The organism is Pantoea sp. ICBG 828 (assembly GCF_002928355.1).
GTDB classification, from domain to species: domain Bacteria; phylum Pseudomonadota; class Gammaproteobacteria; order Enterobacterales; family Enterobacteriaceae; genus Pantoea; species Pantoea dispersa.
Genome location: NZ_POWN01000008.1, coordinates 212,586 through 232,611, shown reverse-complemented (window position 1 = coordinate 232,611; position 20,026 = coordinate 212,586). Strand labels below are relative to the sequence as shown.

The 20,026-nt window shown below is 56.0% G+C and carries 18 protein-coding genes and 1 rRNA gene; 12 read left to right on the top strand and 7 right to left on the bottom strand.

Annotated elements, in window-relative coordinates:
- The first annotated feature begins 9 nt into the window (after positions 1-9).
- Positions 10-125: ribosomal RNA gene (rrf, locus tag C1Y43_RS19515) — 5S ribosomal RNA — on the top strand.
- Between the two features lie 86 nt (positions 126-211).
- On the opposite strand, the gene mobB is transcribed toward rrf, so the two are convergent.
- Both mobB and mobA read right to left on the bottom strand, forming a co-directional pair.
- Positions 212-715: a molybdopterin-guanine dinucleotide biosynthesis protein MobB gene (mobB, locus tag C1Y43_RS19510; RefSeq protein ID WP_104189296.1), complete on the bottom strand. Its 504-nt coding sequence runs from the start codon at positions 713-715 to the stop codon at positions 212-214.
- The gene (gene mobA / locus C1Y43_RS19505) at positions 715-1,287 is read right to left on the bottom strand and encodes a molybdenum cofactor guanylyltransferase MobA (RefSeq protein WP_104189294.1); all 573 of its coding nucleotides are present in this window, start codon (positions 1,285-1,287) and stop codon (positions 715-717) included. Before mobA ends, mobB begins: the two co-directional genes overlap by 1 nt.
- Before the next feature lie 71 nt (positions 1,288-1,358).
- Between mobA and C1Y43_RS19500 the strand changes: the two genes are divergently transcribed.
- From C1Y43_RS19500 to polA, 4 genes are all read left to right on the top strand, one after another.
- Complete coding sequence (locus C1Y43_RS19500; RefSeq protein WP_021313943.1) at positions 1,359-1,634, top strand: YihD family protein; 276 nt, start codon at positions 1,359-1,361, stop codon at positions 1,632-1,634.
- Between the two features lie 46 nt (positions 1,635-1,680).
- Positions 1,681-2,667, top strand: coding sequence for a serine/threonine protein kinase (locus C1Y43_RS19495; protein ID WP_104189292.1), 987 nt, complete (start codon positions 1,681-1,683; stop codon positions 2,665-2,667).
- A 26-nt stretch (positions 2,668-2,693) separates the two neighbouring features.
- Complete coding sequence (dsbA, locus tag C1Y43_RS19490) at positions 2,694-3,323, top strand: thiol:disulfide interchange protein DsbA (RefSeq protein WP_021507125.1); 630 nt, start codon at positions 2,694-2,696, stop codon at positions 3,321-3,323.
- 423 nt (positions 3,324-3,746) lie between these two features.
- Positions 3,747-6,536, top strand: coding sequence for a DNA polymerase I (gene polA, locus C1Y43_RS19485; protein ID WP_058780484.1), 2,790 nt, complete (start codon positions 3,747-3,749; stop codon positions 6,534-6,536).
- Between the two features lie 410 nt (positions 6,537-6,946).
- On the opposite strand, the gene yihA is transcribed toward polA, so the two are convergent.
- On the bottom strand, positions 6,947-7,588 hold the full coding sequence (gene yihA / locus C1Y43_RS19480; RefSeq protein ID WP_031279643.1) for a ribosome biogenesis GTP-binding protein YihA/YsxC: 642 nt from the start codon (positions 7,586-7,588) through the stop codon (positions 6,947-6,949).
- Positions 7,589-8,143: 555 nt separating this feature from the next.
- Here yihA and yihI point away from each other — a divergent pair.
- Together yihI and hemN are read left to right on the top strand one after the other, a co-directional pair.
- The gene (yihI, locus tag C1Y43_RS19475) at positions 8,144-8,662 is read left to right on the top strand and encodes a Der GTPase-activating protein YihI (protein ID WP_058770999.1); all 519 of its coding nucleotides are present in this window, start codon (positions 8,144-8,146) and stop codon (positions 8,660-8,662) included.
- A 237-nt stretch (positions 8,663-8,899) separates the two neighbouring features.
- Complete coding sequence (hemN, locus tag C1Y43_RS19470) at positions 8,900-10,273, top strand: oxygen-independent coproporphyrinogen III oxidase (protein ID WP_104189290.1); 1,374 nt, start codon at positions 8,900-8,902, stop codon at positions 10,271-10,273.
- Between the two features lie 29 nt (positions 10,274-10,302).
- Here hemN and C1Y43_RS23700 read toward each other — a convergent pair whose 3' ends face one another.
- The 4 genes from C1Y43_RS23700 to glnA all read right to left on the bottom strand — a co-directional run bounded on the left by C1Y43_RS23700 (position 10,303) and on the right by glnA (position 14,609).
- Positions 10,303-10,428: a YshB family small membrane protein gene (locus C1Y43_RS23700; protein WP_021507120.1), complete on the bottom strand. Its 126-nt coding sequence runs from the start codon at positions 10,426-10,428 to the stop codon at positions 10,303-10,305.
- Positions 10,429-10,534: 106 nt separating this feature from the next.
- Positions 10,535-11,944: a nitrogen regulation protein NR(I) gene (gene glnG, locus C1Y43_RS19465; protein ID WP_031279642.1), complete on the bottom strand. Its 1,410-nt coding sequence runs from the start codon at positions 11,942-11,944 to the stop codon at positions 10,535-10,537.
- A 7-nt stretch (positions 11,945-11,951) separates the two neighbouring features.
- Positions 11,952-13,001 carry a nitrogen regulation protein NR(II) gene (gene glnL / locus C1Y43_RS19460; RefSeq protein WP_021507118.1) on the bottom strand — a complete coding sequence of 350 codons (1,050 nt, stop codon included), beginning with the start codon at positions 12,999-13,001 and terminating at the stop codon, positions 11,952-11,954.
- Positions 13,002-13,199: 198 nt separating this feature from the next.
- On the bottom strand, positions 13,200-14,609 hold the full coding sequence (gene glnA / locus C1Y43_RS19455) for a glutamate--ammonia ligase (RefSeq protein ID WP_031279641.1): 1,410 nt from the start codon (positions 14,607-14,609) through the stop codon (positions 13,200-13,202).
- A 440-nt stretch (positions 14,610-15,049) separates the two neighbouring features.
- Here glnA and typA point away from each other — a divergent pair, with 440 nt between their 5' ends.
- From typA to fabY, 5 genes are all read left to right on the top strand, one after another.
- Entirely contained in the window at positions 15,050-16,870 is a 1,821-nt protein-coding gene (gene typA / locus C1Y43_RS19450) for a ribosome-dependent GTPase TypA (RefSeq protein ID WP_021507116.1), read from the top strand.
- Between the two features lie 183 nt (positions 16,871-17,053).
- On the top strand, positions 17,054-17,650 hold the full coding sequence (yihX, locus tag C1Y43_RS19445) for a glucose-1-phosphatase (RefSeq protein WP_021507115.1): 597 nt from the start codon (positions 17,054-17,056) through the stop codon (positions 17,648-17,650).
- Between the two features lie 6 nt (positions 17,651-17,656).
- Positions 17,657-18,523 (top strand): virulence factor BrkB family protein, encoded by an 867-nt coding sequence (locus tag C1Y43_RS19440; RefSeq protein WP_021507114.1) that lies wholly within the window; start codon positions 17,657-17,659, stop codon positions 18,521-18,523.
- Entirely contained in the window at positions 18,520-18,957 is a 438-nt protein-coding gene (gene dtd, locus C1Y43_RS19435; RefSeq protein ID WP_021507113.1) for a D-aminoacyl-tRNA deacylase, read from the top strand. Before C1Y43_RS19440 ends, dtd begins: the two co-directional genes overlap by 4 nt.
- A 59-nt stretch (positions 18,958-19,016) precedes the next feature.
- Positions 19,017-19,964 (top strand): fatty acid biosynthesis protein FabY, encoded by a 948-nt coding sequence (fabY, locus tag C1Y43_RS19430; RefSeq protein ID WP_021507112.1) that lies wholly within the window; start codon positions 19,017-19,019, stop codon positions 19,962-19,964.
- Positions 19,965-20,026 lie beyond the last annotated feature (62 nt).

The window sequence follows — 20,026 nt, the reverse complement described above, 5'->3', positions numbered from 1 at the left end:
CAGAATTTGCCTGGCGGCAACAGCGCGGTGGTCCCACCTGACCCCATGCCGAACTCAGAAGTGAAACGCCGTAGCGCCGATGGTAGTGTGGGGCCTCCCCATGCGAGAGTAGGGAACTGCCAGGCATTAAATAAGTGAAGAAGCCCCGGACGAGAGTCCGGGGCTTTTTTACGCCCGTACTCCGGCAAATTTACCGCCAAAAACCGCGTGATTAGCCGTTTTTTAGCCATTGAACAATATACTCTGCAACCTGATCAGGCTGATTAATATCCAGCACCGGTACCTGAAGCGCTAACGCTTCATCCGTCGCTACGGCAATCACCCAGTCATCCAGCAATTCATCAATTTCCCCCTTAACGCCGCGCCGCCATAGCACCATCCTGGGCACGGGTTCCTGTTTAAACCCCTCGACCAGCACCAGATCCAGCGTTGCAGCATCCATACGGCCTGCCAGCTGCGCTAAACTAAGCGGCTGCTGCGGCGTTTCGCACATTAACGCCCAGCGTTGTTCGCTGGCGACGATCACCTGATCGGCTCCCGCTTTGCGCAGCAGATAACTGTCTTTTCCCGGCGTATCGATATCCATCTGATGATGGGTATGCTTGATCAGCCCGGGGCGAATGCCCTGCGCTCTCAGTAGCGGAATCACCTGTTGTAACAGGGTGGTTTTGCCGGTGCCACTCCAGCCCACCACCGCCAGTAACGGCACACTCATCACGCACTTTCCTCATTAACCAAATCGTCAGGCGTATTGATATTGCGGAAGGCGGCTTCATCATCATCAAACAGTACGCTGTGTCCGCCATGTTCACACATAAACTGCATCAGACGGCGTTCTCCGCGCAGCAGCCACGCTTCCAGATCATCGGCCAGCGCACGATGCACCAGGGCCAGCGCCGGATGATCACGCTGACCCGAGGTCACCCACACGGCGGCGGCTGCACCGCGCTGCTGCCACAGCCGTGCAACAAAATCCTGCGGTAGCCACGGCGTATCGCAGGCGCAAAACGCCACCCATTCGGTCTGGCTGTGCCGCAGGCCGCTGAGCATGCCTGCCAGCGGACCGGGATAATCAGGCAGCGAATCACGAATCACCTGACAACCACTTGCCTGATAACGATCAATGTTACGGTTGGCGCTAATCAACACAATATTGACCTGCGGCTGTAAACGCTGCAGAACGTGCTGATAAAGCGGTTTGCCCTGTAATGGCAGCAAGCCCTTATCCTGACCTCCCATACGGCTGCCTTGCCCGCCTGCGAGGATCACACCGGTAAATGCGGTCATCTTCGTCTCCCTGTTTATTCTGGACGATACTTAACTCGCGGTAGCGAACCACCTGCGCAAAGGAATCAATGATGAAATATCACCGACTCAATGAACTGCTCGAACTGCTGCAGCCTGCCTGGCAGCAAGAACCCGATCTCAACCTGCTGGCATTTTTACAAAAACTGGCGCAGGAATCAGGTTTCAGTGGCCCATTAAGTGAATTAAGCGATGACGTATTGATTTACCATCTCAAAATGCGTGATGCCGGTAGTCAGGCTGTGATCCCGGGTCTGAAGAAAGATTATGAAGTGGACTTCAAAAGCGCGCTATTACGTGCGCGCGGTGTGATCAAGGATGATGAGTAGTGTTATCCTTGCGCGTTCAACGCACAGGTAACACACAGGCACAATGATGAGCGAAGCCGCTTTTAATTTTCAGACGCTGAATCCCGACGTTATCCTTGATGCGCTCTGGGATGCCGGTCTGCGGGTCGAGTCCGGCTTAACCGCCCTGAGCAGCTACGAAAACCGCGTCTATCAGTTTAGCGATGAGGATAAGCGACGTTATGTCGCTAAGTTCTATCGTCCGCAACGCTGGAGCGCCGCGCAGATCGCTGAAGAGCATCGCTTTGCTCAGGATCTGCTGGACGATGAAGTGCCGGTTGCCGCGCCGCTGGCGCTGCAGGGCAATACGCTCAATCAGCACGCTGGCTTTATGTTCGCGGTGTTTCCCAGCCTCGGTGGCCGGCAGTATGAAACTGACAATGAAGAGCAGATGGAATGGGTGGGACGTTTCCTTGGCCGTATCCATCAAACCGGACGCCACAGCCCGTTCCGCCAGCGGCCCACTCTGGTCCTGCAGGAGTATGTGGTTGAGCCACGTCTGCAGCTGGAACAGAGCGCGCTGGTGCCTGCCTCGCTGAAGGATGCGCTACTGAAGGCGTTAGATAAACTCAGCGCCACGCTGCAGCAGAGCTGGCATAGCCAGTGGCAACCGCTCCGGCTGCACGGTGACTGCCATCCCGGCAATATTCTGTGGCGCGATGGGCCGATGTTTGTCGATCTCGATGACGCGCGCACCGGCCCGGCAGTGCAGGATTTGTGGATGCTGGTGAACGGCAGCCGTCAGGAGCAATTGATCCAGTGGGATATTTTGCTGGAAGCGTATAACGAATTTGGTGATTTCGATTTACACGAATTGACACTGATTGAGTCTTTACGCGCCATGCGCATGGTTTATTATCTGGCCTGGGTGGTACGCCGCTGGCAGGATCCCGCTTTTCCGCGCGCCTTCCCCTGGATGACCGATGAGGACTTCTGGCGCCGGCAGATTGCACTATTTATCGAGCAGGAAAGGCTGTTACACGAACCGCCGTTACAGCTTAGCCCGCAATTTTAATGAAGTACTCAGGAGATGTTCTCACGATGAAAAAGATTTGGTTTGCGCTGGTAGGTTTGATGCTGGCATTTAGCGCCTCAGCGGCACAGTTCAACGACGGCAAACAGTACGTTACGCTGCCAAAACCGGTCGCCGGTGAGCCGCAGGTCATGGAATTTTTCTCCTTCTTCTGCCCGCACTGCTACCAGTTTGAACGCATTTACCACGTCAGCGATGCGGTGAGAAAGAATCTGCCAGCGGATACCAAAGTGACCAAATATCACGTTGATTTCCTCGGCGGCGACTTCGGTCCGGTGGTCACGCATGCGTGGGCAGTGGCAATGGCGCTGGGTGTGGAAGATAAAGTGACCGCACCGATTTTCGACGGCATCCAGAAGACCCAGACCATTACCGACGCAGCCAGCCTGAAAGAAACCTTTATTAAAGCAGCGGGTATCACCTCTGAAGATTACGATGCAGCGTGGAACAGCTTCGCCGTGAAGGCGCTGGTTGCACAGCAGCAGAAAGCGGCTTCGGATGTTAATTTGCAGGGCGTACCGGCGATTTTCGTTAACGGCAAATACATGGTTAACAACGGCGGCCTGGACACCAGCTCAATGGATAACTTCGTGGCGGATTATGCCAACGTCGTGAAATTCCTGGTTGAGAAAAAGTAATTAAGCGCTGAAAACGCGATGGCTTATGCTGTAGCGGCGCGGTTATCACCTGCCGCTACAGTGAAACCAACCCACACCACATCCTTAATTCACGAAGCTATTCATCCCTTACAGCCAGCGTTTTTTGATTACCCTTTCGCTTAATATCCACATAGACGATCGCCTTTTTAAAAAGGTGTTTCGTATCACGGCAAGATTATAACTGACTGATTGTAAAAACATTTTAATCGTAAAATGATTGCAATTAACGTAAATAACAATACGTTATGAATTTTACGCACAAAGTTATCCACAAGATGATCCTTGCGATCCGCGCCGCGTAACCGCGAAAAAGATCCTCACTTTCTGCTGTTACTTCAACATTGTTCGCTGGTTGTGGCATCCTTATAACCCTGATTATCGCAACGAAGAAAATACAAACCTATGGCGCAAATTGCAGAAAATCCCCTGATTCTGGTAGATGGCTCTTCCTACCTCTACCGTGCATATCATGCCTTTCCGCCGCTGACCAACAGTGCGGGTGAGCCAACCGGCGCCATGTATGGTGTGCTCAACATGCTGAAAAGCCTGCTGATGCAGTATCAACCCAGCCATGTGGCTGTGGTCTTCGATGCCAAAGGCAAAACGTTCCGCGATGAGCTGTTTGAAAATTACAAATCGCATCGTCCACCGATGCCGGACGATTTACGCGCGCAAATCGCGCCGCTGCACGAGATGGTAAAAGCCATGGGGCTGCCGCTGCTGGCGGTGTCCGGCGTGGAAGCCGATGACGTGATTGGCACGCTGGCGCTGGAAGCGGAAAAGCAGGGGCGTGCGGTGCTGATCAGCACCGGCGATAAAGATATGGCGCAGCTGGTGACGCCGGGCATTACCCTGATTAACACCATGACCAACACCGTGCTCGGTCCGGAAGAAGTCGAGCAGAAATACGGAGTACCGCCTTCGCTGATTATCGATTTCCTCGCCATGATGGGCGACAGCTCGGATAACATCCCGGGCGTTCCGGGCGTGGGCGAGAAAACCGCACAGGCGCTGCTGCAGGGGCTGGGCGGCATGCAATCCATCTACGACAACCTTGATAAAGTGGCCGGGCTCTCCTTCCGTGGAGCAAAAACCATGGCGGCGAAGCTGGAGCAGAATCGCGATGTGGCATTTCTCTCCTACCAGCTGGCGACCATCAAAACCGATGTGGAACTGGAGCTGGCCTGCGAGCAGCTGACGGTTAACGAGCCTGACGTCGAAGCATTGCAGACGCTGTTTAGCCGCTATGAATTCAAACGCTGGCTTGCCGATCTGCAGGAAGGAAAATGGCTGCAGGGTAAAAAGAGCAATAGCCAGGCGCAGAAATCGCTGCCGGATGAACCCGCCGTGGCCGCAGCGGAAACGGTCAGCGTGCTGTCATCCGACGGCTATGTCACCATCCTCGACGAGGCGACCTTTGCCGACTGGCTGAAAAAACTGCAAAGCGCCGACGTGTTTGCTTTTGACCTGGAAACCGATTCGCTGGATACCCTGAGCGCCAATATTGTCGGCATTGCCTTCGCCGTGGCACCGGGCGAGGCCGCTTACCTGCCGGTGGCGCATGACTATCTTGACGCGCCACCGCAGCTGGATCGCGCCGCGGTGCTGAAGCAGCTGAAACCGCTGCTGGAGGACAGTAAAGCAGCGAAGGTCGGGCAGAATCTGAAGTACGATCGTGGCGTACTGAAAAATTACGATATTGAGCTGAACGGCATCAAATTCGACACCATGCTGGAGTCTTACTGTCTGAACAGCGTCGGCGGCAAGCATGATATGGACAGCCTGGCGGCTCGCTGGCTTAACCACAAAACCGTCACTTTCGAAGAAATCGCCGGTAAAGGTAAAAATCAGCTCACCTTCAATCAGATCGCGCTTGAGCAGGCGGCGCACTATGCGGCAGAAGACGCTGACGTCACGCTGCAGTTGCACCTGCAGATGTGGCCGAAGCTGGAGCAGGAAGCCGGTCCGAAGCAGGTATTCGAGGCGATTGAGATGCCGCTGGTGACGGTCATTTCCCGCGTAGAGCGCAACGGTGTGCTGATCGATCAGAACATCCTCGCGAAACATTCGCAGGAGCTGACCTCGCGTCTGGCCGAGCTGGAGCTGAAGGCGCACGAGCTGGCCGGCGAGCCTTTCAACCTCTCCTCCACCAAACAGCTGCAAACCATTCTGTTTGAGAAGCAGGGAATTAAGCCGACGAAGAAAACGCCGGGCGGCGCGCCATCGACCAGTGAAGAAGTGCTGGCTGAGCTGGCGCTCGACTATCCGCTGCCGAAAGTAATTCTTGAGCATCGCGGCCTGTCGAAGCTGAAATCCACTTACACCGATAAGCTGCCGCAGATGATCAATCCGATCACCGGCCGGGTACACACCTCTTATCACCAGGCGGTGACGGCCACCGGACGACTCTCCTCGACCGACCCGAACCTGCAAAACATTCCGGTGCGCAACGAAGAGGGACGGCGCATTCGTCAGGCGTTTATTGCGGGCGCGGATAAGCGCATCGTGGCCGCCGACTATTCGCAGATTGAGCTGCGAATCATGGCGCACCTGTCGCAGGACAAAGGCCTGCTGGATGCGTTTGCGCAGGGTGAGGATATCCACCGCGCCACGGCGTCTGAAGTTTTCGGTGTGGCGCTAAGCAAGGTTTCCGGTGAGCAGCGCCGCAGTGCGAAAGCGATTAACTTCGGACTGATTTATGGCATGAGCGCATTTGGTTTGTCGCGACAGCTCAACATTGGTGCCGGCGAAGCGAAGAAGTACATGGATCTCTACTTTGAGCGCTATCCGGGCGTGCTGCGTTATATGGAAGCGACGCGCGCGCAAGCCGCGGATAAGGGGTACGTCGAGACGCTGGATGGTCGTCGTCTGTGGCTGCCGGACATCAACTCCAGCAATGCCATTCGCCGTAAAGCCGCCGAACGTGCGGCGATCAACGCACCGATGCAGGGCACCGCAGCGGACATCATCAAGCGTGCCATGATCGCCGTTGACGGCTGGCTGCTGCAGCAGAACAGTGACGAGGTGAAAATGATCATGCAGGTACACGATGAACTGGTATTTGAGATCCACAAAGATGCCGTCGCAGGTGCCAGCCAGACGATCCGCGAACTGATGGAGAACAGCATGAAGCTGGATGTACCGCTGCAGGTTGAAGTGGGAACCGGCGATAACTGGGATCAGGCGCACTAAGGGCCCGCTGCCCGCCGCAAATGCAGGCGGCGGGTAACGTCATAAGAAAAAAGTTTACTTAATCGGTTCAGCCGGTCATCAAAACTGCCGGTAAAATACAGGTTAAGTAACTGCTTATCGGCTAAGCATTTTTTTGGTAATTAAACTACATGCCCTGCGCGAAAATGTGACGAAGCTGGTAAAAAAGATGTGGAATTCTGAAACTTAACAACAAAAAACCCTTTGTTGGTCAGAAAAAATCGGGTAAAGTTCATCGCGTAGGGTACAGAGGTAAGATGTTCTATCTTTCAGACCTTTTACTTCACGTAATCGGATTTGGCTGAATATTAGCCGCCCCAGTCATTTATGACTGGGGCGTTTTTTATTGGGCTTTTTCTGAAAAAAAGCGGACGCAAAGGCCCGCTCTGGCGCTACTCTGACAGCGCTTCACCGTCGCCTTCCTGCGCCGGGGTCAGCTCGCTAAACCATGTATCGAGTTTCTGACGCAGCTTATCGACGCCCAGTTTTTTCAGCGATGAGAACATCTCGACCTGGACATCGCCCATAAATGCCAGCGATGCTTCACGCACCATGTTCAGCTGCGCTTTACGGGCACCGGAAGCCAGCTTGTCGGCTTTGGTCAGCAGAATCATAACCGGAATACCGCTCTGCACCGCCCACTCAACCATTTGCTGATCGAGATCTTTAAGCGGATGGCGGATATCCATCAGTACCACCAGTCCTTTCAGGGCCTGACGTTTCTGCAAATATTCACCCAGCGCGCGCTGCCATTTACGCTTCATCTCTTCCGGGACTTCCGCATAACCGTAACCTGGTAAATCCACCAGGCGTTTGCCTTCCACCACTTCAAACAGGTTAATCAGCTGCGTGCGGCCTGGCGTTTTACTGGTACGCGCCAGGCTTTTCTGGTTGGTCAGGGTATTCAGCGCGCTGGATTTGCCTGCATTTGAGCGCCCGGCAAAGGCAACTTCAATGCCCGTATCCGCCGGTAGATGACGAATATCCGGCGCGCTGAGCATGAAATGGGTGACGTGATAGTTCAAAGCAGACAATGTAAAACTCCAGCAGAATGATCGGGCAATGGCGCTGATTATACCTGTTATGGCGCAAAAGTGCCCGACAGGCGTCTTAACGCGCCATTTTGTAAGAGATCGCCGCTAACTGCTACCAGTGATGACGGATTCATGCAACATTCATTCGTTATAATATTGTTTATTTTCAATGTATTACGTTAAAAATGAAAAAGGCCGCTCTAAATTAGAGACAAGTCTCACTTGTTCAATTTACTGTTTGGTCTACATTTGTTGTCAGTGCACGGCAGCACCCATCAGGATGATGAGCTCAGGAGCGTCGGGGATGACCGCGAGCATGGCAGGAGAGCGATTCAGGCAGGAATCGGACAGGGACAGGGATTACTCGCAGGAGCGATGTGGCGATGGAGCAACCGGGACGTTGTGAGCCGTAAAGGATTTGACGCGTGTTTCCTTCGTATGAAGGTGCGAAATAAGGCGATAGCACAGGCTATCGCCTTTTTTCTTTGTCATCTTTCTGCTAGATTTCGCCGCAATTCTATACTGAACTCACCAGGCATCGCCGAGACCGAACACATGAAGCAACCTGCACCAGCCCAGCGTGGCAAACCTGCTGCTAAAGCGAAACGCAAATCGCGTGAAGAACTGAACCAGGAAGCCCGCGATCGCAAGCGCGATAAAAAGCACAGCGGCCACAAATCCGGCAGCCGCGCCAACCCGGAAACGCAAAGCGCCGGTAAAGGGCACAGCAAAAAGAGCGCCGATCCGCGCGTGGGCAGCAAAAAGCCAGTCGCGCTGGTGGCGGACGGCAAAACCCTGCCCGAAAAGAAAGTGGCGAAGCCAAAACCCAAAGCCGAAAAAGTGCGCCTGACGCCGCAGGAAGAGCTGGCCAAGCTGGAGAACGATGAGCGTCTCGACACGCTGCTCGATCGCCTTGAGAGCGGCGAAACCCTGAGCGCAGAAGATCAGGCGTGGCTGGATGAGACGCTGGATCGCATTGACGAGCTGATGGAAACGCTGGGCATTGCGCTGGACGACGACGCCGAAGACGAGCAGGCAGAAGAGGATATGATGCGCCTGCTTAAGGGCCACTAACCGCCATTTTTGATCGGCATGCGGCTTTGCGCATGCCGCGCTAAACAGGTATTCACCTATGTTTTGGCCTGGATCAATTTTAGCGCTGCTGCTGACGTGTTATCTGCTGTGGTTATTGTTTAAACTACGCCGCCTGTCGCGGCTGAAATCGCGCTTACGGCGGCGTTCCGCCCAGCGCTTCGTCTCCTCTTCTGCCACGCGACCCGCCCTCAGACGACGTCACCGTAAGGAGTGAGCATGTCATCGCAGCAGATTGAGTGGGATCAGCGGCTCATCGAAAAATACAATTACGCCGGTCCGCGTTACACCTCCTATCCCACCGCGCTGGAATTCAGTGAAAGCTTTGGCGCGAGCGATTTTCAGCGCGCGGTTGAGCGCTATCCCGAGCGCGCGCTGTCGCTGTATGTGCATATCCCGTTCTGCCATCGTCTGTGTTACTTCTGCGGCTGCAATAAAATCGTGACGCGCCAGCTGCACAAGGCCGATCGCTATCTGGAGGTACTGGCGCAGGAGATTCGTCAGCGCGCTCCGCTGTTTGCCGGCCGTCGCGTTACGCAGCTGCACTGGGGCGGCGGCACGCCCACCTTCCTTAATCAGCAGCAGGTCAGCCGGCTGGTGGCGCTGCTGCGCAGCCATTTCGACATCGCTGATGATGTTGAGATGTCGATCGAAGTCGATCCGCGTGAAATTGAGCTGGAGATGATCGATCATCTGCGCGCAGAGGGCTTCAATCGCCTGAGCATGGGCGTGCAGGATTTCAACAAGGCGGTGCAGGAGCGGGTCAACCGCGTTCAGGATGAAGAGACCATTTTCGCCCTGGTGCAGCGTGCCCGCGCGCAGGGATTCCGCTCAGTCAGTCTGGATTTAATCTACGGCCTGCCGCTGCAGACGCCAGAGAGCTTTGCCTTTACGCTGCAGCGGGTGATTGCGCTCAATCCGGATCGCCTCAGCGTCTTCAACTATGCGCACATGCCTGCGCTGTTTGCCGCTCAGCGCAAAATCAAAGATGAGGAGCTGCCGACGGCGGCGCAGAAGCTGCAAATCCTGCAGCAAACCATTGCGACGCTGACCGGTGCGGGTTACCAGTTTATTGGCATGGACCACTTTGCCAAACCGGATGATGAACTGGCGGTGGCACAGCGCGCCGGCGTACTGCATCGCAATTTCCAGGGTTACACCACGCAGGGCGAAACCGAACTGCTCGGACTGGGCGTTTCGGCCATCAGCATGCTGGGCGACAGCTATGCGCAGAATCAGAAAGAGTTAAAAGCCTGGTATGCCAGCGTTGAGCAGCAGGGCCATGCGCTGTGGCGCGGTTTAACCCTGAGCGAGGATGATTGTCTGCGGCGGGATGTGATTAAAGCGCTGATCTGTAACTTTGCGCTGGATTTTGCCGACATCGAAGCCCGGTGGCCAGTGGTGTTTGAACGCTATTTTGCTGAGGATTTAGCGCTGCTGGCGCCGCTGGTGGCGGACGGCTTGCTTGAGATGGGTGAGCGCCGGCTGCAGGTCACCGGCATTGGCCGTCTGCTGATTCGCAACATCTGCATGTGCTTTGACCGCTATCTGCGGCAGAAAGCACGGATGCAGCAATTTTCGCGGATAATTTAAGCATAAAGGGAGCCAGCGCTCCCTTTATGTTAACTGAACAGACTGACGCTGATGGCGCAGACCACGGCGGCCAGCGCGGTTTGCGGTGAGTGAGTCACAGCATTACCGATTGCCGCCACGTTATGCGCGATCAGCTGGATGACAGATTGCAACATGTTAGCCTCTCCCGATTGCCGCCAGTATGATACTGAACGGCACCGGTCTGTACAGATGTTACGCGCAGAAAGTGTGCAATAAATAACCCTTTTACACTTTTCCGCGTTATTCCATGCCCAGTTCTTTCAGTTTACGCGTGAGCGTATTGCGGCCCCAGCCCAGTAAACGTGCCGCTTCCTGCTTGTGGCCCTGCGTATGACGCAGCGCAGTGGTCAGCAGCGTACGCTCCATCTCCGGCTGTGCTTCTGACAGCAGGTTCTGATGACCGGAACGCAGCGCGCGGTCTGCCCACTGCGCCAGCAGCGTTGCCCAGCTGTCCGGCAGCGACTGCACCGGATTTTCCGGCGTACTCGACTCAAACAGCTCCGGCGGCAGATCCTGAATCAGCACTTCCTGGCCCGCGGCCATCACCGTCAGCCAGCGGCAGGTGTTCTCCAGCTGGCGCACGTTACCCGACCAGTGCAGTCGCGTCAGCGCGGCTTCAGTCTCCGGATGCAGAATTTTCGCTTCTACGCCCAGCTCACGCGCTGCGACCTGCAGGAAGTAGCGCGCCAGACGCGGGATATCCTCACGACGTTCACGCAGCGGCGGCAGATGCACGCGAATCACGTTGAGGCGATGGAACAGGTCCTCACGGAACTTGCCCTCCTGCACGCGCAGCTCCAGATTCTGGTGGGTAGCGGCGATGATGCGCACATCCACTTTGACCGGCGCATAGCCACCAACACGATAGAACTGGCCATCGGCCAGCACGCGCAGCAGGCGCGTCTGTACATCAAGCGGCATATCGCCGATTTCGTCGAGAAACAGCGTGCCGCCATCGGCCTGCTCAAAGCGGCCCTGACGAATCTGGTTCGCGCCGGTAAACGCGCCTTTCTCGTGGCCAAACAGCTCCGATTCGATCAAATCCTTCGGGATCGCCGCCATATTCAGCGCGATAAACGGGGATTTGGCGCGCGGGCTGTGGCGATGCAGCGCATGCGCGACCAGCTCTTTACCGGTACCGGACTCGCCGTTGATCAGCACGCTGATCGACGAACGCGACAGACGGCCGATGATGCGGAAGACATCCTGCATCGCCGGCGCTTCGCCGATGATATCGGTGGTCGGGCCGCTTACCGGCTGATTGCGCGGCTGCTGCTGCTCCTGATAGTGACTGATGGCACGCTCTACCAGCGCGACCGCTTCATCAATATCAAACGGCTTAGGCAGGTAATCAAACGCGCCCTGCTGATAAGCGCTGACCGCCGCGTCGAGGTCCGAATGCGCGGTCATAATGATGACCGGCAGCATCGGATGACGCTGTTTGATCTGCTTCAGCAGCGCCAGACCATCCATGCCTGGCATACGAATATCCGACAATAATACGTCCGGGGTTTTGGTCGAGAGCGCATCCAGCACCTCGTTGCCGCTGTCAAAGGTGGCGCAGCTTAAACCGGCTCCAGTGAGCGCACGTTCAAGCACCCAGCGGATGGAGCTATCGTCATCGACGATCCAGACTATCCCTCGTTGCATAGAAACCTCACTGGCGAATAGGCAGGTAAACCGAGAATTCGGTGTGGCCTGGCCAACTGTTAAATTCAATTTTTCCCGAATGCTGATCGATCAGGCTGCGGGCGATAGAGAGACCTAAACCGGTGCCGCCTTCGCGTCCGCTGACCATCGGATAGAACAGCGTATCCTGCAGCTGGGCCGGAATGCCCGGGCCATCATCTTCAATGTCGATACGCGCCACCAGCCGGTAACGCGTGCCGTGTAACGTCAGCTGAAACGCGGTACGGGTGCGGATGACAATGGTGCCGCCCGCTTCGCCCAGCGCCTGCAGCGCGTTACGCACCACGTTGAGCAGCACCTGCTCAATCTGGTCCGGGTCGTGTGGCAGCTCCGGCAGGCTGGGGTCATAATCACGCACCAGCGAGACGTTTTCCGGCAGCTCCATCGACACCAGGTTAACCACACGTTCAGCCACCTGATGGATGCTCTGGGTCACGTGCAGTCCGGGCTGCTGCGGACCCAGCAGGCGGTCGACCAGGTTACGCAGCCGGTCGGCCTGCTCAATAATCACTTTGGTATATTCATTCAGCGCCGGATCGGGCAGGGCGCGCGATAATAGCTGTGCCGCGCCGCGCAATCCGCCGAGCGGGTTTTTAATTTCGTGCGCCAGGCCGCGTACCAGATCGCGCGCGGCAACCTGCTGAGCGTGCTGAATCTGCTCCTGGCTGAGACGGCGCTGATTATCCATCGGCGCCATTTCCAGCAGAATAAATCCGTCGGGTAGACGCTGTGCCGTGAGCGACATAATGTGCGCGCGGCCATCCACCACTAACGTGACTTCGCTATCGGTAAAGCCCTGGCCTGCCCCTAAACTCTCGCTCATTACCTCAATGTTCAGCGAAAAATAGCCGGTAAGTTCCGGTAAGGGCGTGCCGAACAATTTTCGTGAGCTTTGCGCCAGTAATTGCTGGGCCGCCGGGTTGGCGTAGTGGATAACCAGATCGTTATCGACCAGCAAAATACTATTGATCAGGGAGTTGAGAATCTGCCCCGCGTCGGGCAGCGTGCCAGTTGCCATACAGCGTTCCTCTGCACTAAATTAGTGCATTATAGCCTTTGGGGACGCAAATCTATCCGTCGAACGATGAATTCGCGGTGAAAAAAGCCCATCCGGAGATGGGCTAAAGTTTCCACGGCAACAAAAAATCTTCAGCGCCAGGATTAGCACCGTCGCGGCGTTGGCGGCTACGGTGCATCTGCGCGAATCTTTTAAGGATTAAACGCTGTAGTACAGTTCGAACTCAACCGGGTGCGGCGTCATGCGTACGCGGTCGTTGTCAGCTTTACGCAGTTCGATGTAAGCATCGATAGCGTCGTCGGTGAACACGCCGCCACGGGTCAGGAACTCGCGGTCTTCGTTCAGTGCGTTCAGCGCTTCTTCCAGTGAACCGGCCACTTTTGGAATCTCAGCTTCTTCTTCCGGCGGCAGGTCGTACAGGTTTTTGTCCATCGCATCGCCAGGGTGGATCTTGTTGATCACGCCGTCGAGGCCGGCCATCAGCAGTGCGGTGAACGCCAGGTATGGGTTAGCCGCTGGATCCGGGAAGCGCGCTTCGATACGGCGTGCTTTCGGGCTGGCCACCACCGGGATACGGATAGAGGCAGAACGGTTACGCGCTGAGTAAGCCAGCATTACCGGTGCTTCGTAGCCTGGGACCAGACGCTTGTATGAGTTGGTGGTCGGGTTTGCCAGGGCGTTGATGGCTTTAGCGTGCTTGATGATACCGCCGATGTAGAACAGGGCAGTTTCAGACAGGCCGCCGTATTTGTCGCCAGAGAACAGGTTTACGCCGCCTTTAGACAGTGACATGTGGCAGTGCATACCGGAACCGTTGTCGCCAAACATCGGCTTCGGCATAAAGGTAGCCGTTTTGCCGTAGGCGTGCGCGACGTTGTGCACGACATATTTGTAGATCTGAATTTCGTCAGCTTTCTTGGTCATGGTGTTGAAGCGGGTAGCCACTTCGTTCTGACCAGCAGTAGCCACTTCGTGGTGATGCGCTTCTACCACCAGACCCATCTGCTCCATGGTCAGACACATGGCAGAACGGATGTCCTGTGATGAGTCAACCGGTGGCACCGGGAAGTAGCCGCCTTTCAGACCTGGACGGTGACCTTTGTTACCGCCTTCGTACTCTTTACCGGTGTTCCAGGCTGCTTCGATGTCGTCGATAGCCACGTGTGAGCCGGAAGTTGAAGAGCCGAAACGGATGTCGTCAAACAGGAAGAACTCTGGCTCAGGTCCGAACAGTACGGTGTCGGCGATGCCGGAAGAACGCAGGAACTCTTCTGCGCGCTTGGCAATGGAGCGCGGGTCGCGATCGTAGCCCTGCAGCGTGCCTGGCTCGAGAATGTCACAGCGGATGATGAGCGTCGGATCTTCGAAGAACGGATCCATTACGGCAGTTGTTGCATCCGGCATCAGCACCATGTCTGATTCGTTAATGCCTTTCCAGCCGCCGATGGAAGAGCCATCGAACATTTTGCCTTCTTCGAAGAAGTCAGCGTTAACCTGGTGAGCAGGGATAGTAACGTGCTGTTCTTTACCTTTGGTATCGGTAAAACGCAGGTCAACAAACTTAACTTCGTGCTCGTTCATCATCGAGAGAACGTGTTCAGCGGACATACTCAACTCTCCTGGAAATGGTCATTTTGTCGTCGTGGTGAGAGAACTTCTGTTGCCGGGAATGTGTCACGACTACTGACCACCCCTGACCAAGATCTCGGCAAGCTCTTCAACCGTTGTGCAACTGTCGTTTTCGCTTAAAAGATATAAAGCGAATTCTGTGCCAACTTTATTACAATGGTAAAAATGGCGCTGTGATGCGCCCTGCGGTGAGACGACGGCTGCACCAGCGTGGATGGAATGCACCAAAACAGTGCCGTCAGTTTAGGGGTAAGCACTTAAATGGTGCAAAGCGCCATCAAAGTGCAGCTTAATGCACCGTTATTGGTGCTAAAAACGCGCACTGCGAGAATCTTTCGGCGAAAACTGTGATCATGTTCAGTCTTTCGCTTAATCCGTGTACAATACCGCGTTATTTCTATAATGCCTGAGGCAAAGCTGTGATCGAAAATTTGCGTAACATCGCCATCATCGCGCACGTTGACCATGGTAAGACCACCCTGGTTGACAAACTGCTGCAACAGTCCGGTACTTTTGATGCCCGTACCGAAGCGACTGAGCGCGTGATGGACTCCAACGATTTGGAGAAAGAGCGTGGGATTACCATCCTCGCGAAAAACACCGCCATCAAATGGAACGACTACCGTATCAACATCGTTGATACCCCGGGACACGCCGACTTCGGTGGTGAAGTTGAGCGCGTCATGTCCATGGTGGATTCGGTGCTGCTGGTTGTAGACGCGATGGATGGCCCTATGCCGCAAACCCGCTTCGTAACCAAGAAAGCCTTTGCCCACGGTTTGAAGCCGATTGTAGTCATCAACAAAGTTGACCGTCCTGGCGCGCGTCCGGACTGGGTTGTGGACCAGGTATTTGACCTGTTCGTCAACCTCGACGCGACTGACGAGCAGCTCGATTTCCCGATCATTTATGCGTCTGCGCTGAATGGTATCGCCGGTCTGGATCACACCGACATGGCTGACGACATGACCCCGCTGTATCAGGCCATCGTCGACCACGTTTCTCCACCGCAGGTTGAAGTTGAAGCCCCACTGCAGATGCAGATCTCGCAGCTGGACTACAACAACTACCTCGGCGTAATCGGTATCGGCCGCATCAAGCGCGGTAAAGTGAAGCCAAACCAGCAGGTTACTGTGATCGACAGCGAAGGGAAAACCCGTAACGCGAAAGTCGGTAAAGTGCTGGGCCATCTGGGTCTGGAGCGTATTGAATCCGATCTGGCTGAAGCAGGCGACATCATCGCTATCACCGGTCTGGGCGAGCTGAACATCTCCGACACCATCTGCGACACGCAGAATGTGGAAGCGCTGCCAGCGCTGAGCGTGGATGAGCCAACCGTAACCATGTTCTTCAACGTCAACACCTCACCGTTCTGTGGTAAAGAAGGTAAGTTTGTGACGTCGCGTCAGATCCTTGAGCGTCTGAACAAAGAGCTGGTGCACAACGTAGCGCTGCGCGTAGAAGAAACCGAAGATGCCGATGCATTCCGCGTATCCGGTCGTGGTGAGCTGCACCTGTCAGTTCTGATCGAGAACATGCGTCGTGAAGGCTACGAGCTGGCGGTATCCCGTCCGAAAGTTATCTTCCGTGAATTCGAAGGCCGCAAGCAGGAACCATTCGAAAACGTTACCCTCGACATCGAAGAAACCCACCAGGGTTCAGTGATGCAGGCGATGGGTGAGCGTAAAGGCGACCTGAAAAACATGGATCCGGATGGTAAAGGCCGCGTACGTCTCGACTACGTGATCCCAAGCCGTGGTCTGATCGGCTTCCGTAACGAATTCATGACCATGACTTCGGGTACCGGTCTGCTGTACTCCACCTTCAGCCACTACGACGACGTGCGTCCGGGCGAAGTGGGTCAGCGTCAGAACGGCGTGCTGATCTCCAACGGTCAGGGTAAAGCGGTTGCCTTCGCCCTGTTCGGCCTGCAGGATCGCGGTAAGCTGTTCCTCGGTCACGGTGCGGAAGTGTATGAAGGCCAGATCATCGGTATTCACAGCCGTTCTAACGACCTGACCGTAAACTGCCTGACCGGTAAGAAACTGACCAACATGCGTGCGTCAGGTACTGACGAAGCTACCACCCTGGTACCACCGCAGAAAATGACGCTGGAGCAGGCTATCGAGTTCATCGATGACGACGAACTGGTAGAAGTGACGCCGCAGTCAGTACGTATTCGTAAACGCCACCTGACCGAGAACGATCGCAAACGCGCGTCTCGCGGCAGCAAAGAGTAAGCGAAATCGTCTGATAATGAGCCCCGCACCCGCGGGGCTTTTTTTTGCCTGCCGTCTGAGGCAGCGCGACCCGCACGAAATCAGACCCCGCTTGCGGAATGCGGATTTCCCCTAAGCGTACCTGTTCAGGCTTGCCTTTTACCGCTAGAGTGAATGATCCAGGGAACGTAGAGGAGAGGTGTCATGCTGTACATCTTTGATTTAGGCAATGTGATTGTTGATATCGATTTCAATCGGGTACTCGGCGTCTGGAGCGATCTGGGACGCGTGCCGCTTGCCACGCTGCAGAGCCGTTTTCGCATGGACGAGACCTTCGAGCAGCACGAGCGGGGCGAAATCAGCGACCCGGAGTTTGCTGCCCGGCTGTGTGACCAGCTCGATATTGCCCTGAGCTATCCGCAGTTCACTGCGGGCTGGCAGGCGGTGTTTGTCGGCGTGCGTCCGGAAACGCTGGCGATCATGAACCAGCTGCGCGCCAGCGGCGAGCGCGTGGTGATTCTGTCTAACACCAACCAGCTGCATTTCGAGTTCTGGCCAACGCAGTATCCGGAAGTACAGCAGGCTGCCGACCACATCTATATGTCGCAGGATATCGGCATGCGCAAACCAGAAGCGCGCATCTGGCACTACGTACTGGAGCATGAAGGCTTCACCGCCGATCAGGCGGTATTCTTTGATGACAACCAGGCTAATGTTGATGCGGCGCGCGCGCTGGGCATTGAGAGCGTGCTGGTCGAAGATGCGAAAACCGTGCCTGACTGGTTTGCGAGCCGTCGCTGAGTGACCATGCGAACTCATCTGCGCCACTCGGCGCATGCGTTTTTCCTGTGGATCAAACTGCTGTGGCGCCGCATCGATGAAGACAACATGACTACGCAGGCCGGTAATCTGGCCTACGTGTCACTGCTGGCGCTGGTGCCGCTGATTGCCGTGGTATTCGCGCTGTTTGCCGCCTTCCCGGTGTTCTCCGACATCAGCGTGCAGCTGAAGAACTTCATCTTCACTAACTTCATGCCGGCCGCCGGGGATGTGATTCAGCGCTATCTCGATCAGTTTGTCGCCAACGTCAATAAAATGACGGCAGTGGGGGCTGTGGGGCTGATAGTCACTGCGCTGCTGCTGATGCACTCGGTCGACAGCGCGCTCAACGCCATCTGGCGCAGCGACAAGCCGCGCCCGATGGTTTACTCCTTTGCGGTCTACTGGATGATCCTGACGCTGGGACCGCTGCTGGCCGGTGCCAGTCTGGCTATCAGCTCTTATCTGCTGTCGCTGCGCTGGGTGAACGTGACCGGCGTCACCAGCCTGATCGATCAGGCGCTGCGCATCTTCCCGCTAGTACTCTCCATTCTCGCCTTCTGGCTGCTGTACAGCATTGTGCCGACGCGGCGTGTGCCGGGACGCGATGCGTTGATAGGTGCGGTGGTCGCGGGTCTGCTGTTCGAGCTGGGCAAAAAAGGCTTTGCGCTCTATGTTACGATGTTTCCTTCGTATCAGTTAATTTACGGCGTGCTGGCGGTGATCCCCATCCTGTTTCTGTGGGTTTACTGGACCTGGTGTATTGTGTTGTTAGGCGCGGAAGTGACCGTCACGCTGGATGACTATCGCCAGTTAAAACAGCAGGAACGCGATAAAGAACGAGAGGAAACATGATTGCTTTGATTCAGCGTGTGACGCGCGCCAGCGTCAGCGTAGATAACGCCACGGTGGGCGAAATTGGCGCCGGTCTGCTGGTGCTGCTGGGGGTGGAAAAGGGCGATGATGAGCAGAAATCACAGCGCCTGGCGGAGAAAGTGCTGGGCTACCGCATTTTTGGCGATGAGAACGACAAAATGAATCTCAGCGTACAGCAGACAGGCGGTAGCGTGCTGGTGGTTTCGCAATTCACCCTGGCGGCCGACACGCAAAAAGGCATGCGTCCCTCTTTCTCTGGCGGCGCGCATCCGGCGGAAGCGGAGCGCCTCTATCACGACTTCAGCGATCGCTGCCGGGCGCTGGGCGTCACCACCGCCAACGGGCGCTTCGCCGCCAATATGCAGGTTTCGCTGATTAACGATGGTCCGGTGACCTTCTGGTTACAGGTGTGAGATTTTTAGCCGAGCGGCAAGGGATCAGCCACGCAAGCTCCGAACGAGAGAATCACTTTATGTATCATCTTCGCGTACCGCAAACGGCGGAAGAGCTGGATATGTATTACCAGTTCCGCTGGGAAATGTTACGGAAGCCGCTGCGCCAGCCGCAGGGCTCAGAACGTGATGCCTGGGATGCGCTGGCGCATCACCAGATGGTGGTGGATGAGCACGGCAAACCGGTAGCGGTAGGCCGGCTGTATATCAATGCGGAAAATGAAGCGGCGATCCGCTTTCTGGCGGTGCATCCGTCGGTGCAGGGCAAAGGGCTGGGTACGCTGGTGGCGATGACGCTGGAGTCGGTGGCCCGCCAGGAAGGGGCCAAACGCGTCACCTGTAGCGCGCGCGAGGATGCGGTGGAGTTCTTTGCCAAGCTCGGCTTTGTCAATCAGGGCGAAATTACCGCACCGCAAACCACGCCGGTGCGCCACTTCCTGATGATTAAACCGGTGGTGACGCTGGATGATATTCTGCATCGCGCCGACTGGTGCGGACAGCTGCAGCAGGCGTGGTACGAACACATCCCGCTGAGCGAAAAGATGGGCGTGCGCATTCTGCAGTATACCGGGCAGAAGTTTGTTACCACCATGCCGGAAGCCGGCAACCAGAACCCACACCACACGCTGTTTGCCGGCAGCCTGTTTTCACTCGCCACGCTTACCGGCTGGGGATTGATCTGGCTGCTACTGCGCGAACGCCATCTTGGCGGCACCATCATTCTGGCCGATGCACATATTCGCTACAGCAAACCGATCAGCGGACGGCCCGGCGCCATCGCCGATCTCGGCTCGCTGAGCGGCGATCTCGACCGGCTGGCGCGCGGACGAAAAGCACGCGTACAGATGGAGGTGGAGCTGTTTGGGGATGATGAGCTGGGCGCGGTGTTTGAAGGTGTTTACATCGTGTTACCCGCCGATCCCGACGGACCGCTGGAAGAGGGCGGTTCAGGCGCGCGTATTAATTAACCACGCAGCGCGCAACAAAACCACAGGGTCACTCTGCATGGCGTAATGCTTGCCAGCTAAGA

What these genes read in the sequence shown, in the direction of transcription:
- glnG (WP_031279642.1), bottom strand. Translation starts at nt 11,944, where the DNA reads ATGCAACGAGGGATAGTCTGGATCGTCGATGACGATAGCTCCATCCGC.
- C1Y43_RS19495 (WP_104189292.1), top strand. Translation starts at nt 1,681, where the DNA reads ATGAGCGAAGCCGCTTTTAATTTTCAGACGCTGAATCCCGACGTTATC.
- C1Y43_RS23700 (WP_021507120.1), bottom strand. Translation starts at nt 10,428, where the DNA reads ATGTTGCAATCTGTCATCCAGCTGATCGCGCATAACGTGGCGGCAATC.
- fabY (WP_021507112.1), top strand. Translation starts at nt 19,017, where the DNA reads ATGTATCATCTTCGCGTACCGCAAACGGCGGAAGAGCTGGATATGTAT.
- mobB (WP_104189296.1), bottom strand. Translation starts at nt 715, where the DNA reads ATGAGTGTGCCGTTACTGGCGGTGGTGGGCTGGAGTGGCACCGGCAAA.
- hemN (WP_104189290.1), top strand. Translation starts at nt 8,900, where the DNA reads ATGTCATCGCAGCAGATTGAGTGGGATCAGCGGCTCATCGAAAAATAC.
- glnL (WP_021507118.1), bottom strand. Translation starts at nt 13,001, where the DNA reads ATGGCAACTGGCACGCTGCCCGACGCGGGGCAGATTCTCAACTCCCTG.
- yihI (WP_058770999.1), top strand. Translation starts at nt 8,144, where the DNA reads ATGAAGCAACCTGCACCAGCCCAGCGTGGCAAACCTGCTGCTAAAGCG.
- yihX (WP_021507115.1), top strand. Translation starts at nt 17,054, where the DNA reads ATGCTGTACATCTTTGATTTAGGCAATGTGATTGTTGATATCGATTTC.
- glnA (WP_031279641.1), bottom strand. Translation starts at nt 14,609, where the DNA reads ATGTCCGCTGAACACGTTCTCTCGATGATGAACGAGCACGAAGTTAAG.
- dsbA (WP_021507125.1), top strand. Translation starts at nt 2,694, where the DNA reads ATGAAAAAGATTTGGTTTGCGCTGGTAGGTTTGATGCTGGCATTTAGC.
- dtd (WP_021507113.1), top strand. Translation starts at nt 18,520, where the DNA reads ATGATTGCTTTGATTCAGCGTGTGACGCGCGCCAGCGTCAGCGTAGAT.
- C1Y43_RS19440 (WP_021507114.1), top strand. Translation starts at nt 17,657, where the DNA reads ATGCGAACTCATCTGCGCCACTCGGCGCATGCGTTTTTCCTGTGGATC.
- C1Y43_RS19500 (WP_021313943.1), top strand. Translation starts at nt 1,359, where the DNA reads ATGAAATATCACCGACTCAATGAACTGCTCGAACTGCTGCAGCCTGCC.
- polA (WP_058780484.1), top strand. Translation starts at nt 3,747, where the DNA reads ATGGCGCAAATTGCAGAAAATCCCCTGATTCTGGTAGATGGCTCTTCC.
- mobA (WP_104189294.1), bottom strand. Translation starts at nt 1,287, where the DNA reads ATGACCGCATTTACCGGTGTGATCCTCGCAGGCGGGCAAGGCAGCCGT.